This is a genomic window from Oceanisphaera pacifica (assembly GCF_017498065.1).
Classification (GTDB): domain Bacteria; phylum Pseudomonadota; class Gammaproteobacteria; order Enterobacterales; family Aeromonadaceae; genus Oceanimonas; species Oceanimonas pacifica.
Map to the genome: position 1 here is coordinate 53,806 of NZ_JAGDFX010000014.1, position 15,323 is coordinate 69,128.

Annotated in this window: 14 protein-coding genes; 2 read left to right on the plus strand and 12 right to left on the minus strand. The window is 47.5% G+C overall.

Annotated features, from left to right (window positions below; all coding sequences use genetic code 11):
* Nucleotides 1-12: 12 nt before the first annotated feature.
* The 3 genes from J3U76_RS11845 to J3U76_RS11855 all read right to left on the minus strand — a co-directional run bounded on the left by J3U76_RS11845 (nucleotide 13) and on the right by J3U76_RS11855 (nucleotide 3,301).
* On the minus strand, nucleotides 13-1,122 hold the full coding sequence (locus J3U76_RS11845) for an NAD/NADP-dependent octopine/nopaline dehydrogenase family protein (protein WP_208006186.1): 1,110 nt from the start codon (nucleotides 1,120-1,122) through the stop codon (nucleotides 13-15).
* A gap of 193 nt (nucleotides 1,123-1,315) precedes the next feature.
* On the minus strand, nucleotides 1,316-2,245 hold the full coding sequence (locus J3U76_RS11850; protein WP_208006187.1) for a LysR family transcriptional regulator: 930 nt from the start codon (nucleotides 2,243-2,245) through the stop codon (nucleotides 1,316-1,318).
* Between the two features lie 183 nt (nucleotides 2,246-2,428).
* Nucleotides 2,429-3,301: a LysR family transcriptional regulator gene (locus tag J3U76_RS11855; RefSeq protein ID WP_208006188.1), complete on the minus strand. Its 873-nt coding sequence runs from the start codon at nucleotides 3,299-3,301 to the stop codon at nucleotides 2,429-2,431.
* A gap of 92 nt (nucleotides 3,302-3,393) precedes the next feature.
* On the opposite strand from J3U76_RS11855, the gene J3U76_RS11860 reads away from it, so the two are divergent.
* Complete coding sequence (locus tag J3U76_RS11860; RefSeq protein WP_208006189.1) at nucleotides 3,394-4,353, plus strand: TDT family transporter; 960 nt, start codon at nucleotides 3,394-3,396, stop codon at nucleotides 4,351-4,353.
* A gap of 144 nt (nucleotides 4,354-4,497) precedes the next feature.
* Here the strand turns inward: J3U76_RS11860 and J3U76_RS11865 are convergent, their stop codons facing one another.
* The 6 genes from J3U76_RS11865 to J3U76_RS11890 form a co-directional block, all read right to left on the minus strand.
* Nucleotides 4,498-5,355, minus strand: a complete 858-nt coding sequence (locus J3U76_RS11865) for a metal ABC transporter permease (protein WP_208006190.1) — start codon at nucleotides 5,353-5,355, stop codon at nucleotides 4,498-4,500.
* Nucleotides 5,352-6,209 carry a metal ABC transporter permease gene (locus J3U76_RS11870; protein WP_208006191.1) on the minus strand — a complete coding sequence of 286 codons (858 nt, stop codon included), beginning with the start codon at nucleotides 6,207-6,209 and terminating at the stop codon, nucleotides 5,352-5,354. The genes J3U76_RS11865 and J3U76_RS11870 overlap by 4 nt, the downstream gene beginning before the upstream one ends.
* Complete coding sequence (locus J3U76_RS11875; protein WP_279382286.1) at nucleotides 6,193-7,113, minus strand: manganese/iron ABC transporter ATP-binding protein; 921 nt, start codon at nucleotides 7,111-7,113, stop codon at nucleotides 6,193-6,195. Before J3U76_RS11875 ends, J3U76_RS11870 begins: the two co-directional genes overlap by 17 nt.
* The gene (locus tag J3U76_RS11880; RefSeq protein WP_208006192.1) at nucleotides 7,110-8,033 is read right to left on the minus strand and encodes a metal ABC transporter substrate-binding protein; all 924 of its coding nucleotides are present in this window, start codon (nucleotides 8,031-8,033) and stop codon (nucleotides 7,110-7,112) included. Before J3U76_RS11880 ends, J3U76_RS11875 begins: the two co-directional genes overlap by 4 nt.
* Nucleotides 8,034-8,615: 582 nt before the next feature.
* The gene (locus tag J3U76_RS11885) at nucleotides 8,616-10,169 is read right to left on the minus strand and encodes a GTPase family protein (protein WP_208006193.1); all 1,554 of its coding nucleotides are present in this window, start codon (nucleotides 10,167-10,169) and stop codon (nucleotides 8,616-8,618) included.
* A complete protein-coding gene (locus tag J3U76_RS11890; protein WP_208006194.1) occupies nucleotides 10,162-11,214 on the minus strand; it encodes a YcjF family protein in 1,053 nt (350 codons plus the stop codon). Before J3U76_RS11890 ends, J3U76_RS11885 begins: the two co-directional genes overlap by 8 nt.
* 117 nt (nucleotides 11,215-11,331) lie before the next feature.
* On the opposite strand from J3U76_RS11890, the gene J3U76_RS11895 reads away from it, so the two are divergent.
* Nucleotides 11,332-11,817: a GNAT family N-acetyltransferase gene (locus tag J3U76_RS11895; protein ID WP_208006195.1), complete on the plus strand. Its 486-nt coding sequence runs from the start codon at nucleotides 11,332-11,334 to the stop codon at nucleotides 11,815-11,817.
* A 74-nt stretch (nucleotides 11,818-11,891) separates the two neighbouring features.
* Here the strand turns inward: J3U76_RS11895 and J3U76_RS11900 are convergent, their stop codons facing one another.
* The 3 genes from J3U76_RS11900 to J3U76_RS11910 all read right to left on the minus strand — a co-directional run bounded on the left by J3U76_RS11900 (nucleotide 11,892) and on the right by J3U76_RS11910 (nucleotide 14,877).
* Nucleotides 11,892-12,935 (minus strand): NADP-dependent oxidoreductase, encoded by a 1,044-nt coding sequence (locus tag J3U76_RS11900; protein ID WP_208006196.1) that lies wholly within the window; start codon nucleotides 12,933-12,935, stop codon nucleotides 11,892-11,894.
* Between the two features lie 24 nt (nucleotides 12,936-12,959).
* The gene (locus J3U76_RS11905; protein WP_208006197.1) at nucleotides 12,960-14,117 is read right to left on the minus strand and encodes an iron-containing alcohol dehydrogenase; all 1,158 of its coding nucleotides are present in this window, start codon (nucleotides 14,115-14,117) and stop codon (nucleotides 12,960-12,962) included.
* 169 nt (nucleotides 14,118-14,286) lie between these two features.
* A complete protein-coding gene (locus tag J3U76_RS11910) occupies nucleotides 14,287-14,877 on the minus strand; it encodes a TetR/AcrR family transcriptional regulator (RefSeq protein ID WP_208006198.1) in 591 nt (196 codons plus the stop codon).
* Between the last annotated feature and the right edge of the window lie 446 nt (nucleotides 14,878-15,323).

Genomic DNA, 15,323 nt, shown 5'->3' on the forward strand with positions numbered 1-15,323 from the left:
CATCGTTCGGTATTAGGCAACCAGCTCCATGATTTCCTGAACCGATTTTCCAGTTAGGCCCATTTTATCTAGGGTGCGCCCGCTACAGAAATAGTCGGCTTCGTTATAGGCATTGTTTATATGTAGGCAGGATTCAACCAGAGTGGTTTTTACTCCGGCTAGTTGTCCTAGTTCAAAACAGGGAACCAGCAGATAAGCGGCATCTTCGGTGATATAGCGATCTTGAGCCGATTTTGGGGCGCTATTGAGTTTGCCGTGAGTTTCTGATGTACGATTTAGCTCGTAGACACTACTGGCGCTCAGACCGTAAAGGCTGTTCATGGCTTCTAGCTCAGGTTTTAGAGTTAGCCCCAGAGCTTCACCCACTGCCAGACGCTCCTGTTCCATCACTGCCGCGGCTTTGGCGGTGGCGGTTGAGCAGCAGTCTTTGTAGTAGTTGAACTGGCCGTCAAAGTTTTCCAACAACCCCATACTGAGAGTGGTCAATAACGGATGGCCGCCGAAGTTGATATTTTCCAGCCCAGCGGCAATCACGTTGTCCAGAGCAGTTAATGGTAATGGCATCAGTGGCTGGAGTCGTTTAATGGCTTCTTGCGTGCGGCTGGCTGGCAAAGCAGCTACGGGCAGCTGTTTTTTCATGCCAAGAATGGCCAGTTGAGCGGGGCCGACGATGCGGGTTGCCCAAGGGATGGAGATGGCATCAACCAGAGTGACGTCCAGCATCTGGAAGCCTTCTTCCATTTTGATACGGTTAAATACTAACGAGCCGTAGTTTCCCGGCATTAGCAATATAGTCTGGCCATCGCGCAGGTGTGGCAGCATGGCCCTGAATAAGGGCTCTTGAGCAAAGGATGGAACGGGCAGTATTAGCACATCGGAGAAGGCCACTGCATCGGCCAAGTCGCGACTTAGGGTATGGATCGACTGAGTACCGGCAAACTCTAGGGGTACACCATTAAATTCTGCCAGCGACTGTATACCGCCGAGCTGAGCGATGTCGTCTAGTGGCTGATCAAAGCCGGATGCGCCATACAGGCAAACTTGGTTTCCCATTAGGGATAAATGGTAGGCGGCGGTCAGGCCTGCATTACCGGAACCGATTACGGAGACACGAGAGCACATGGTATTTCCTCTGACGATTGATTACTGATGGCGTCAGACTAGGAAAAATCGTAATCGTAGGATAATGCTCAGGCTTTCTTGAGCTATGCAAAAAAGACATACTGAAGAGAGTGATGTGATGTAACCATTTGATGCACAAGGTGTTAAATTTATGTTTTATTCTATTGCAGCCGAGATAAAAGTGTGAGTTAAGTCACTTTTGTTCAGATAGATCTCGTATTGTTCCTATGCTCATCACTATCTCCATATCTTCGGCCAGATCGGTAAAGTGTTTGATAAAACGCTGTGCATGACGATTGAGTGGGCGCAGAGCTGGATAGAGGACTTCAAATTCGAACGGTAGCGAAAAGGCCAGTGGTCGCTCTATAACCTCTTTGTATTCGTTAGCAATGCGGGCAGTAAAAGGGTCAGTAATGGCCATACCCAATCCTTCACGTACCAAGGCTGCCGCTGTGGTGGCAAGCGAAACCTCTATTCGTTCGGTCATGTTTAGCTGATAGCGCCGGAGTAAAGCATCGAACTGGCGCTGGCTAACGTCTTTTTCATGACGGATCAGCGGCAGTTCGGCCAGATCGTCTAGATCAATATGTGACTTTTTTGCCAATGATGAACCGGCTGGCAGCAGGCATACCGACTCGCATTTCACTCGCTGGGCTCTAACACCCGGCAGTGGCTCATCGATAAAGGCAAAACCGATATCGGTGGTCTGACTTTGTACTCTACGTATGACATCTTCCGAACGATAAGTTTTTAGAGCTACCTTCATCTGCGATGTTTGATGTAGAAAGCGGGCCAAGGTACGGGGTAAAAATGCGTTGGAAAGCAGCGGCATAGCGGCAACATTGAGGCTGCCGAAGCGATTAGCGCGAATGGATGACGCAGTATGATCCAACCCAGAGAATGCTTCAAAGGCTCGGATTACTTCCAAATAAAAAGCCTCGCCATCATCACTTAGCAGCAGTCGGTTTCCTTGGCGGATAAAGAGCTGAAATCCCAGCCGCTGCTCGAGTGCCGCCAATAATCGACTCGCTGCTGGTTGACTAAGATTAAGTCGCTCGGCTGCTGCTGTTACTGTCTGGCATTCGACAATAGCCCTGAAAGCATTAAGCTGGGAAAGCTTCATCGGTATTCGTCTCCTGATTTAGCCGGTTCGAGCGGCACCTAAGTATAAATCGTTTATCAGAGCACATGCATTTACAGAAAATGGATTATTGCAAGATTATCTGGCTCTGATTCGAATAGATGTTCTTGGTCTGACAGCGTGCTGGCTATGCTAGCCGGCAGATGTGGAGGAGCGCTGTTGCACTCAATCTTGGCCCTGTTGCTGGCAAAGGGTGATAAAGCGGCGTAATAAGGCGGAGTGGTATTTTTGTTTATGCCATACCAGTTTTAAGGTACGAGATAAGTGAGTGTTTACATCTAAAGCAACCAGTCGCCCATAAGTTAGCCGGTCGCTTACCGCTCTTTTTGAAACAAATGCCAACCCTAGCCCTTGCTCTACCGCCTGTATTACCGACTCTAGCGTATTAAGCTCAAGTAACTGACCTAATGCTCCTATATGAGGGGCAATATCTCGCTCAAACTGCTCACGATTGCCAGAAAGTGGCTCGCGTAACACCCAATTATATTGCTGCAGTTGGGGCAAGCTAAGTGTCTGCTTACCTGCTAATGGATGCGTGGTGGGAGCAATAATTAACATTTCATCTGTTAGCCAATGCTGAGTGACTAAGTCGGGGTGAAAGCTTTCACCTTCAATTAATGCCATATCTAACTCAAAACGCAGCAGCATCCCACATAAATAATGAGTATTAGTGATTTTTACTTTAGCTTGTAGCTCGGGTTGCTGTGCCAATAATTTGGGGAGCAGATAGTTACCAATAGTTTGGCTAGCACCTAGGCGTAAAGAGCCGCTGGGCGCGCCTTGTTCATCAAATAAATGCTCAATATCGGTGATCCGACTTAACACTTCTTCAGCCAAGGGTTGCAGTAGCCGACCTTGCTCATTGAGCTTTAAGTGCGGGTGTACGCGATCAAACACCGGGTGACCAAGCTGGCGCTCTAATTCACCCAGAGCTTGAGATAAAGCTCCCTTACTAAGAAAGAGCTCTTCGGCGGCCACGCCTAAGCTGCCATGGTGCGCAATGCTGGCAAATACTTGTAGCTGTTTAAAACTTATCATTTAGTAAAGCTAAACACCTTGTTTAAATCATTTAGATATCTTGAATGGTAAAGTTTTTTTATGATAACTACCAGTTACCAAGGAGACCCACCATGCTGAATATTACTCGTCACCGTTTTGCCAATGTGCCCACCCCCATGGCGGGGCTCGCTTTAGGTATCGCCAGTTTAGGCTGGGCCTGGGAGAGTGTCGGCTTGTTTTCTGGTGGCGCTCAAACCCTAGGCGCTCTAATTGCCGCTGCCTTATTATTAATATTAACCGGCAAATTTGTCTTACATCCCCACTTGCTGGCGCAAGACTTAGCTCACCCTGTGGTGGGTAGCGTAGCGCCTACTTTTGCCATGGCCACTATGGTGGTGTCTAACGCCGTAGGCGGTGATTTAGGGGTGGGGTTGTGGTTGTTTGCCATCGGCTTGCACTTGGTGTTTTTGGTGACCTTTATTTGGCATCGCCTTAAAGACTTTAAACTTCATCACATGGTACCCAGCTGGTTTGTGCCGCCCATTGGTATCATAGTGGCTGATGTGGCCAGCCCAGGTGGAGCACTGGCTCCTTTAGCTGATGTGCTGTTGTGGTTTGGTATTATTTGCTACGCGATTATGTTGCCCATGATGCTGTATCGTTTAATATTTTGTGGCGAAGTGCCCGATGCGGCTAAACCGACTATTGCTATTATGGCCGCACCTGCCAGCCTATCTTTAGCCGGTTACTTAACCGTTACCACAGAGCCAGCACCGGTATTAGTGGCCGTCTTATTAGGCATAGCCGTACTGATGACGGCATTGATTTACTTGGCTTTTATTAAGTTATTACGCTTACCCTTTAGCCCAGGCTACGCCGCTTTTACTTTTCCACTGGTAATAGGTGCCACCGCCTTGTTTAAAGTGGCAGCGCTGGCAGAAACGCTAGGTTTAGATAGCGCCAGCATCAATCAACTGCACTGGATGGCAGAAGGCGAGTTAGTGATTGCTACCTTGGTGGTCAGCTATGTTGCACTACGCTTCGCCCAACACTTTAACCCCCTGCGCAAAGCCCTAGCCGAATTGGCTTAATAACCGAGAACACCAAGATTAAAGACTTTTTGCCACGGAATACACTGAATAGCACGGAAAAGTTAAACTGATATAAGACCGAAAAATGACCAAGCACTGTAAGGTTAAGGTCATTACTAATAAAAAACTTTCTTTTTTTTATCTCTATTCTTCTGTGGGTTTCGTGGATTCCGTGGCAAAAGTAGCTTTAGCCTGCTTGCGGGTGGCGCGTATAAAAGCCGCAATAAAGAACAAGGTAAGCAGCAACACTATGGTGGGGGCGGGGGCGCTGTCGAGGTAAAACGACGAATATACCCCTAAAAAAGCGCCAACTACGGCGATCACTACTGATAATAGCAACATAGTACTAAACTTATTGGTGAGCAAAAATGCGATGGCACCAGGGGCGATGAGCAGTGAAATAGCTAAAATTAACCCCACCGATTTTAAGGCCGCCACTATGGTTAAGGCAATTAAGCATAACAAGGTGTAATGCAGCAGGTTTACGCGCAAGCCAATCGCCTGTGCATGGGCGGCATCAAAGGCATGCAGTAAGAAGTCTCGCCACTTACTACCCAAAATAAACACGGTTATTAGCGCAATTACGCCAGTTTCAATAATATCTGGCCAACCTATGCCTAACATGTCGCCAAATAGAATATGGTCTAGGTGCACATCGGAATGAATTTTTACATACAGCAGCAGACCTAAGCCAAACATACCTGAGAATACAATGCCCATTACGGTATCTTGCTTAATGCGGCTGTTGTTCTTTAAAAAGCCAATCGACAACGCACACACCATGCCAGCAATAAAGGCCCCAATAGTAAAGGGTGCCCCCACAATGTAAGCAATCACTACCCCCGGAAATACCGCATGGCTCATGGCGTCGCCCATTAACGCCCAGCCTTTAAGTACTAAAAAGCACGAGAGCAGGGCGGTAGGCACGGCAATAAGCACCGAAATAATCAGCGCATTAACCATAAAGCTAAACTGAAAAGGGGCCAATAAGGTATCTATCATGGTGCCACCTCCAGTGCTTGAGCCGCTTTTTTGCGGGCGGCAAAGTAACCGTGTTTGGGAGCAAAGAAAAAGGCCAATAAAAATAATAATGTTTGTAGCACTACGATAATGCCGCCAGTGGCACCATCAAGAAAGTAGCTGGCATAAGCGCCAATAAAGCTGGTAACAGCGCCAATAGTAATGGCAATAATAAGTAACTTGGGAAAGCGATCCGTTAATAGGTAGGCGGTTGCCCCAGGGGTAACCACCAAGCAAATGACCAAAAAAGCGCCCACGGTTTGTAGTGCAGCCACGGTAGAGGCGGCCAACAGTGTAAAAAACAGTAGCTTTATTTTAGTGGGGCTAATGCCTATCGAGCGGGCATGGTTCTCGTCGAAAAATACTACCAAAATATCTTTCCATTTCACCAACAAGATCAGTAATGACACCAGACTGATGATCACCAGCTGCACAATATCCATAGGGTCTATGGCTAAAATGTTGCCCAACACTATGGTTTTAATGTTTACCGCTGTGGGTTTTAGCGACACCATAAACAAGCCAAGGGCAAAAAAGCTAGAGAAGATCAGGCCAATAATGACATCTTCTTTAAGTTTGCTGCGCTGGTTTAAAAACAACATGGTGCCGGCGGCTAAGCCCCCAGCAAAAAAGGCACCCAATGAAAACGGCAAGCCCAGCATGTAAGCGCCCGCTACCCCTGGCACAATAGAGTGCGACAGCGCATCGCCAATTAGTGACCAGCCTTTAAGCATTAAATAACAAGATAAAAATGCACACACGCCACCCACTAATGCTGATACCCACATGGCATTCACCATGTACTGATAAGCAAAGGGTTCAAGCAGAATGGTCATCGTTTTCGCCCTCCCATTTGCTTTGCGCTTCGCGGTTATGTACTTGGCCGGCTTTAATAATCAATGGGCGTTCATCATCACTAATAATACCGATGGCGTGAGGCCGGCCGTGTTTGTTTTCATTAAGCACGAAATGGCGCAATACGCCGCCGAAGGCCAGCTCTAAATTATCTTGAGTAAAGGTGTCTTGGGTGGTGCCGTGGGCCAAGACTGTGCCTTTAATTAAGATAGTGCGATCACAAAACTCCGGCACCGAGCCTAAGTTGTGAGTAGACACTAACATTACGCGGCCTTCGGCACGTAGCTCACGCAATAACTCGATAATTTGATCTTCAGTTTTTACATCAACCCCGGTAAAAGGCTCATCGAGTAAAATAATTTGGCCGTTTTGTGCCAAGGCGCGGGCTAAAAACACCCGCTTTTTTTGCCCGCCCGATAACTCACCAATTTGGCGTTTGCGAAACTCCGTCATATTCACGCGTGCTAATGCTTGAGTGACCGCCTCATGATCAACGGCCTTGGGTCGGCGTAACCAACCCATGTGGCCATAACGACCCATCATCACCACATCTTCTACTAATACCGGAAAATTCCAGTCTACTTCTTCGGCTTGGGGTACATAAGCCACTAAATTTTGGCGCAATGCGTCATCGACACTCATGCCCAATACGCTAATATTGCCCTTGGCTAAACGCACAAAGCCCATAATGGCTTTAAACAGCGTCGATTTGCCCGAGCCATTTACGCCTACCAAGGCCGCTATAGTGCCGGTCGGAATGGCAAAGCTGGCGTCACGCAAGGCAGTATGACCATTACGATAGGTTACGGTAACATCTTCTACCTTCATGCCGGCATCGGCGGCTAACGTTGCGCTATTATCTTGTTGCTGATGCCGTTCGCTCATTTATTTAATCCTTCTTTAATACCGCTAACTATGGTTTGTGAGGTTACGCCCAATAAGTCGAGGTAGGTAGGCACTGGGCCATCTTTTGCACTTAATGAGTCAACATAGAGTACGCCGCCATAATGACTCCCCGTTTCTCGGGCCACTTGTTTCGCGGGCTTATCAGAGACAGTACTTTCACTAAATACCGCAGGAATATGCTGCTTGCGTACCGTATCTATTACCTTACGCACTTGCTGTGGTGTGCCTTGTTGATCGGCGTTAATCGGCCATAAATACAGCTCTTTTAAGCCAAAGTCGCGCGCTAAATACGAAAACGCCCCTTCACTGGTCACTAACCAGCGCTTATCTTCTGGTAACTCATCAATTAACTGCTGAATGGGCGCGATAACTGCCTCTATGCTTGCTTTATAGGCAGCGGCATTATCCTGATAGGCAGCAGTATTATCAGGATCGTATTTGATAAAGGCATCACGAATATTATCCACGTAGATCATGGCGTTTTTGGGTGACATCCAGGCATGCGGATTAGGAGTGCCTTCATAGGGGCCCGCCACCACACCCATGGGATCTATGCCCTTAGACACCACCACTTCTGGCATATCCTTCATATTTTGATAAAACTTTTCAAACCAGAGCTCAAGGTTTAAGCCGTTGGCAAAAATAAGCTTTGCATCGTGAGCGCGAATAATATCGCCAGGGGTAGGCTGATAATCATGAATTTCGGCACCGGGTTTAGTAATAGACTCCACAATCGCCACATCTCCCGCCACGTTGCGTGCCATATCGGCGATAACGGTAAAAGTGGTCACCGCTTTAAACTTATCGGCGCCCTGCGCTGGTAGCGCCATTACAACGGCGATGAGTGCCGCACTTAATCCTTTGCTAAAAAAACGGCCAGTGTTGTTGCGCTTAACCATGATGCTTCCTTTTAAATGTTGTTAGCCAAGAGGGACATAGCAGCCAAAGTACTAATAAGGTTAGTCACCTCTCTACCATAGGGGAATGCAATTTATATCTCAAATATGCGGCTTAAACTGCCAGTGGCAGGGGAGTGATACCACCCTAAGGAAAATAATGCTCACTTTAAGTTCTAAAGCCAGAGCCAATCTTGCAACGGAAGAACGCGGAACCAACGGAACAATTAAGATGGGATAAGATCGACAAGTGACAGAGGGCAATAGCTTATTTATGGTAATAACTCGTCTACTGTCAGGATAGGGGTAACGCTTACCTATTAAAGCTTTTCTCTTAGTGTTGGCTTTGTCAGATTTTATCTCTCTTATTCCGTGCGTTCCGTTGCGAAAAGGTGTTGCTCAGTTAGCTTTCCAGGTTGGTATGATACGGTAAAAAAAAGGCCAGCAAAGGCTGGCCTAAAAACTCTGGAAGCAATGTGAGCAATGTCGCCTTCAAAACCTGTCTCTGCTTAACCTCAAGTCTAGCAGTCATCGTCTGAAAACAAGTTAACGATAATAGTTATCATTAATGTTATCAAGTGTTTTTTATGGTTTTTTATCTAAACTCAGCTTTGCCACTCGTTTACCGGCTTTAAATAACCGTTTGCTTTGCCCTTTAAAGCCGGCTGTTGATTGGCTATCGGTGCGGCGGCGATTGAGTTGTACGTTTTTGGCGTGCTCATATTGCGCCTGTATTTCGGCTTCTAATGAATCAAGGCCCCAGCTGGGTTTGTTTTCAGGTAGTGCCAGTGGGTAGAGGTTGGTTAAGCCGAGGGTTGAGCGGTTAAAGGCTAAGGCATCGTTAATATTTTTTACTTTGGCATTTGCGTTATCGTTGAGATTGTAGGGCGGGGCCCATTGGTGAGTGGGTTTTAGTTTATCTACTTGGTTTAACACACCAATAATTTGCGGCTTTTTGCGTGAGATATTTTTTTTATCAGCATAAAAGGCATCAAGCTGTTGCTGTAAGGCAATATCTAACTGCCGAGAAGGCTGGTTGGCCTTGAATACCCAAAGCACTAAGTCAGATTGAGTGATTTCAGTGAGTGTGTTCTCAAGGGTGGTCTGGCTGCCATCTAGCCCTGCCATATCAATAAGGCGCAGTTGTTCTTCACCATCAATAACGCAAGGGTATACCCCCACTGTGTGCGTGGATGGTAAGGGATCTTGTTCGGCTCCCATGCTTTTTATTAGCGCATTAACTAACGAAGACTTACCCACGCTCACTTGCCCCACTAAACACACCCGTACCGGCTCCGGGGGAATGGCTAACTGGGTATCATCGTGTTGATATACTTTGCTGTTGCCGACTTGGCTTTGCTCAATAACAAAGCGGCCACTGTAAAGATCGATGCCTACTTTTACTACTTCTTGTAACAGGGCGCGTTTTGCCTTGTTTTGCACAGCGGCTAGAGCCTGATCGGACATTGAGCCCAATAATTTACCCCGTACTTCACTCGCTAAGCCGGTAATGGGGTTGGTCATGCGTAACGCACGCCAAGCTAACATGCCATATTTATAAGTTTCTTTGGCTGCAGCGCCATATTTGTCGTGAAAGTCGTACAGCCTCTTCGCTTGAGAAATGCTGATTTTATCAATGGCAGGCAGATGTTCATTCAAGACTTTGCGATAGCGCCGACTGATCTCTTCTAGCATGGTTAAGCCTTCGGGCACGGTAAAATCGAGCTCTTGCTTGCCGTAAGCTTGGGCTACTTCTAGTGCCAGTGCTAAGCCATGATCTTTTAGCGCCAGCCAGTCGTTATTTTGTTGTAGCTTTTGGTTTATAGAGGCGTTGAGCTTATCCCAAATGCGTCGCTCTTCTTCTGACCAATCCGGTGAGGGATCCACCAAACTTTCTTCTGTTATATGAGTGGCGGGCCTTTTATATTGTTTTTGCAGTATCCAGCGTGGAATTGCGATCAGTAATGAAGACAGCAGCAGTACCAATACAAAATAATGGATGTAACCGTAAGTAATAATGGCATATAAGCCAACACCGCTAAGCAGTAGCAGGGGGAAGATAAAGCCCACCACAGAGAGAGTAAGCAAACGGTTGGCATGGCCATTTAAAAAACGAAACGTCTTATTTATTTTATTCATGGGGCGCCACCTTTTTACCAAGCTCAAAGGCGTCTTTATATAGCTGTTGAATATCTTGAGTGTTAACCGTCTCGCCTCTGCTCTTGCGATAAAAGTAGTAACAAGCAGCTCTACCTAAGCCATAAGTTGTGCCAAAACTAACAGCTGCGGCCGTAGCTGCGCCTAGGGTTTGCCCGTAAACAGGGATGAGTTTTACCAGCTGGCGCGCGCCAAGCTTTACGCCATATTGGGTACTAAAACTGGTGCCCAACACGCCTATTAATTCAGCAAAACCGCGGGTGTTCCAGGGCACTTCATAGTGTTTTGCTAAGCTGTGCAGCATTTTAGCCTGCATTGCGGGCACAGATACTAAGCCCACCAGTGGAAATAAATCGGTAAAGCTGGCGCCAGTGGCGTACCAAAGCACTTCGTTTTTTACCTGCAAAAAGGCTTGTTCTTCTTGGCTGGCATGCTCTTTTTTGTTGAGCATTAACCCCACCAAGGGCATCATTTTAGTAATGGCGGCCACTAATTGTTCGCGCTGGTAATAAGTTTGGCTATCGCAATCAAAATCCACTTCTATGCTAGTCAGTGCACTGCCCCAAGCTTTTTCAAATGCCTCTTGATGATAAGCAAGCAAACGGCTTTTATCGGCATCTGGCATGGTATTAACGGCGGTACAAACCAATAACACCTGTTTAATTTGTTTTTGTTTACGAATGTGGCGGAGCACCTCTAGTACGGCGCTTTGTTCTTGTTCTTCTATTTTTGCGACCACTAATAATACGTGGCTTTGCCGTTGGCACAGCCTAATGTCTTCACTGGGGTCATAATGCGCTTCGCCCAAGCCACGAGTATCTAAAAAGCGTAATAATGGTTTATCTTGCGGAAAGTGGTAAGCAAAGGAGGTGTTAGTGCAGGGCGAGAAACCATTGCCAACTTCAGCATCACTGCTGCCGGTTAAGGCCTGGATTATCGAAGACTTACCCGCGCCGGTTTTGCCAAGCAGCCACAGGGTAGGCAAGGGCTGCTCTGGTGTTTGAGATGAGTCACTCGGCTTGGCCATTAATACCCCCTGTTAATTCATTAAGAGTCTCACAATATCGTATCACTTAAGTGCACTTGCTCTTAGCGCGATGAGCGCATTTAATACAGATCCCTTAGCTTTATTAAGACTAGTATTATGATCCGCCCCATAACGAAATGCGACTTTGAATTATTTTGGCCAACTTTTTCTGCCATTATTGAGCACCAAGAAACCTATGCGTTTGCGCCTAATATGACAGTTGAGCAGGCTTATGATCTCTGGTGTGAACAGCCGCTAAAGACCTTTGTTTATGAAGAGCAAGGGGAGCAGTTGGGCTCCTATTACCTAAAAAATAATGCCGCAGGTCCCGGCAGCCATGTATGCAATTGTGGTTATATGGTGGCCGAGCAGGCCAGAGGCAAAGGCATTGCACGGCAGTTGTGTGAACATTCTCAACAGCAGGCCATCGCACTGGGCTTTCAGGCGATGCAGTTTAATAGCGTGGTGTCGACCAATGCGGTAGCGGTACAACTATGGAAAAAACTGGGGTTCAGTATCGTCGGTAGGGTGCCTAAGGCTTATCTGCATCGTCAGTTAGGTTATGTTGATACCTTGGTAATGTATAAGTGGCTTATTGACTAACCATGATCAAAAAAAGGGCGCATTTGCGCCCTTGTTACTTTTTAAATTGTACTTTATTGCTTAATCTTCCCGGGTTAGCTTAGGTCATCTTCACCGACGCGAATGACCAGCTTGCCGAAGTTCTCGCCTTGTAATAAGCCGATAAAAGCGTTGGGTGCTTGGTCTAGCTCGTCCTCTATTTGCTCGCGATAGTGAAGCTTTCCATCTTTAAGCCACTGCGCCATGTCTTTAGCAAACTCAGGGTAGCGATGGCCGTAATCATCAAAAATGATAAAGCCTTTTACCGTCATGCGTTTGATAAGAATGGTGCCCATTAGTTGGCCGAGACGATCGGGGCCCTCGGGGAGGCTGGTGGCGTTATATTGTGAGATTAAGCCACATACCGGAATACGCGCCCCTGTGTTTAACAGCGGCAGCACCGCATCCAACACTTTACCGCCCACGCTTTCAAAGTACACATCTATGCCATTGGGGCAGGCGTTGGCCAGCTGTTCGGCAAAGTCGTCGGCTTTATGATCCAAACAAGCATCAACGCCTAAGTTATCTAGCGCATAGCTGCATTTGTCTTGACCACCGGCAACAGCGACTACATGGCAACCTTTAAGCTTACCAATTTGTGCCACCATGGCGCCCACGGCACCAGTGGCGGCGGCCACCACTAAGGTTTCGCCAGGCTTTGGCTCACCAATATCTAATAAACCCATATAAGCAGTAAAGCCGGGCATGCCTAATACGCCTAGGGCATAGGAGGGCGGCGCTTGAGTGGGATCTAGCTTAATTAAGCCTTCACCGTTAGACAGGGCATAATCTTGCCAGCCGCTGTAGCTGAGCACCCAATCGCCGACGTTAAAGTCGGGGTGCTTGCTTTGGTGTACGCGGCTGACGGTGCCACCGACCATGGTTTGACCTAATGAAACCGGCTCAGCATAAGATTTAGCATCGCTCATACGGCCACGCATATAAGGATCTAAACTTAAAAATACCGTGCGCAATAACACTTCACCTTGGCTAGGCGTAGGAATGGCGGTTTCTTGCAGGGCAAAGTCACTCTGAGTGGGCGCGCCCTTGGGGCGCGCGGCTAAAGTGAGTTGGCGATTAATAGCGTTAGTTTGTTTCATACAGGCTCCTTTATTGGCGGCGCATTACAGGCTAGCTAACAGAATTTGGCGGCAATGCTCAGGCGTTACGTCGCCATGCTCACCAAGCGCAGTCATACCGTGTTGGGTTAGGCTATCGATAATGGTATCGATATGCTCGGCGCCCAGGTCATAGTCGCTAAGGCGAGTTTTTACGCCAACCGACTCAAAGAAATCACGGGTGCGCTCAATGGCCGCTTCGGCTTTTTCATCATCACTGCCCTCGGTAATGTTCCACACGCGCTCGGCGTATTGCACCAGCTTGCCTAATTTGGCGGTTTTACGTTGGCGCAGCATCTCTGGCAAAATAATGGCCAGCGTTTGCGCATGATCAAGGCCGTGTAAGGCGGTGAGCTCGTGGCCCAACATGTGGGTGGCCCAATCTTGTGGTACACCGGCACCAATTAAGCCGTTAAGGGCAAGTGTAGCGGTCCACATTAAGCTGGCACGAGTTTGGTAATCTTCTGGGTTAGCCAGCGCTTTGGGGCCAATTTCAGTTAACGTTTGCAATAAGCCTTCGGCAAACCTGTCTTGTACTGGGGCATTCGCCGGGTAAGTGAGGTATTGCTCAATGACGTGCATAAAGGCATCCACCACGCCGTTGGCAATTTGGCGAGTGGGTAAAGTGTAGGTTTTTACTGGGTCTAAAATAGAGAACTGCGGAAACACCAGCTCGCTCATAAAGGGCAGTTTAGCTTGCAGTGACTTGCGGGTGATCACCGAGCCTTTGTTCATTTCTGAGCCAGTAGCGGGCAGGGTTAACACCGAGCCAAAGGGCAGGGCGGCAGTAATGTTTTGGCCACCTTGTAGCAAAATATCCCAAGCATCACCTTCGTGCAGTGCCGCTGCCGCCACAAACTTGGTGCCATCGATAACAGAACCGCCACCTACTGCCAGCAAGTAATCCAGTTTTTGCTCACGGACTTTTTGTACGGCTTCCATCAGTGTTTCAAAGCTTGGGTTGGGCTCAATACCACCAAATAACTGTACTTGGCGATCACCTAAGGCGGCGGTAACTTCATCTAGGGTGCCGTTGCGCTTAGCGCTTTCACCGCCATACAGTACTAATACTTTGGCATTGGTGGGAACTAGCTGGTCTATGGTGGCAATTTTTCCGGCGCCAAATTCAATGCGGGTTGGGTTGTAAAAGCTAAAATCTTGCATAAGTTATCCTTTGATCTTGATGATGGTAATGGGTTGATAACCGATAGATTAGACCGGTCGTCTAGCTTTCAGGTAAATAAAAAGAGGATAAGAAAGCTCGTCTTAAGCCTGTTATCCCTCTTTAAGTTAGCCGTAATTAACCGCTAATAGTATTAAATAATGCTTTATATTAAGACTGCACGCCCAGTAACTGGCGAGTCAGTTGCATGGCCGTATTCATGTGTTGTTCATCACGGTGCAGCTTGGTTAACAAACTGGCACCTAGCCATAGCTGATATAAGCTGGTTGCTAAAAATGCCGGTTGCGTACTCTGTAAAGAGCCGTCATTGATGCCCGCTTCAATGCAATGAGTTATGCGCGCTATCACTTTATCGGTACCGGCTTTTAGAGTTAGGCGCATCGGCTCAGATAAGTCAGCAACTTCGGCACTCAGCTTAACCACTAAGCAATCGCTGCGACTATTGGGGCCACAATAGCGACGCTGCCACTCTTGCCAATAACTCATCAACTGCTGCTGACCTGTTTGGCTGGGTTGGCTAAACAGCTGATTGAGCTCGCCCAAATAAAATTCAAAGTAATCTTCTAACAGCGCTTCGCCAAACTGCTCCTTCGATTTAAAGTAATGATAGAAAGAGCCCTTAGGCACGCCCGCCTGTTGTAACAGTGCGCTTAAACCAACCGAGCTAAAACCCCGCGCCGCGAGAATGTCGCGTCCGGTATCAAGCAAATGTTGGCGAGTGTCGTGATGTTTTGTATTCATGGTGGGTACTTTATATTTTATTAGACCAGTCGTCTAGTGGTTTTTTAACAAAGCCTGATACTAATGCTTACTGTGCTCTGTGTATCATTAGATAAGGTCGCGTCCATGGGGACGTTCCTGATCCAGTTGCGAAATTGCGACTTACTACGCGTGAATTTACCGCCGCTAGAGTCCGTGTTATACCATTGGTCAACCCACTGACCTTCTACAAGTAAGCCCCATGTTAAGTCTCCATTTTTATGGATTAGCGTAAATGTCCAGTGCTAGTCACCTTTCGGCGACGATGCTGGGGAAAAGTCGGGAATGTTATATGGGGCTCACAATCTAGGCTGATTGGCCATTGAAGCGTCGAATTAAAACCTCACTGTGGTAATAACCCAATATTAGTGAATGTTCTAACGCTTCAATCAATCCTGCGGGCCGCATTTAGCAATGGGAGATCTCAT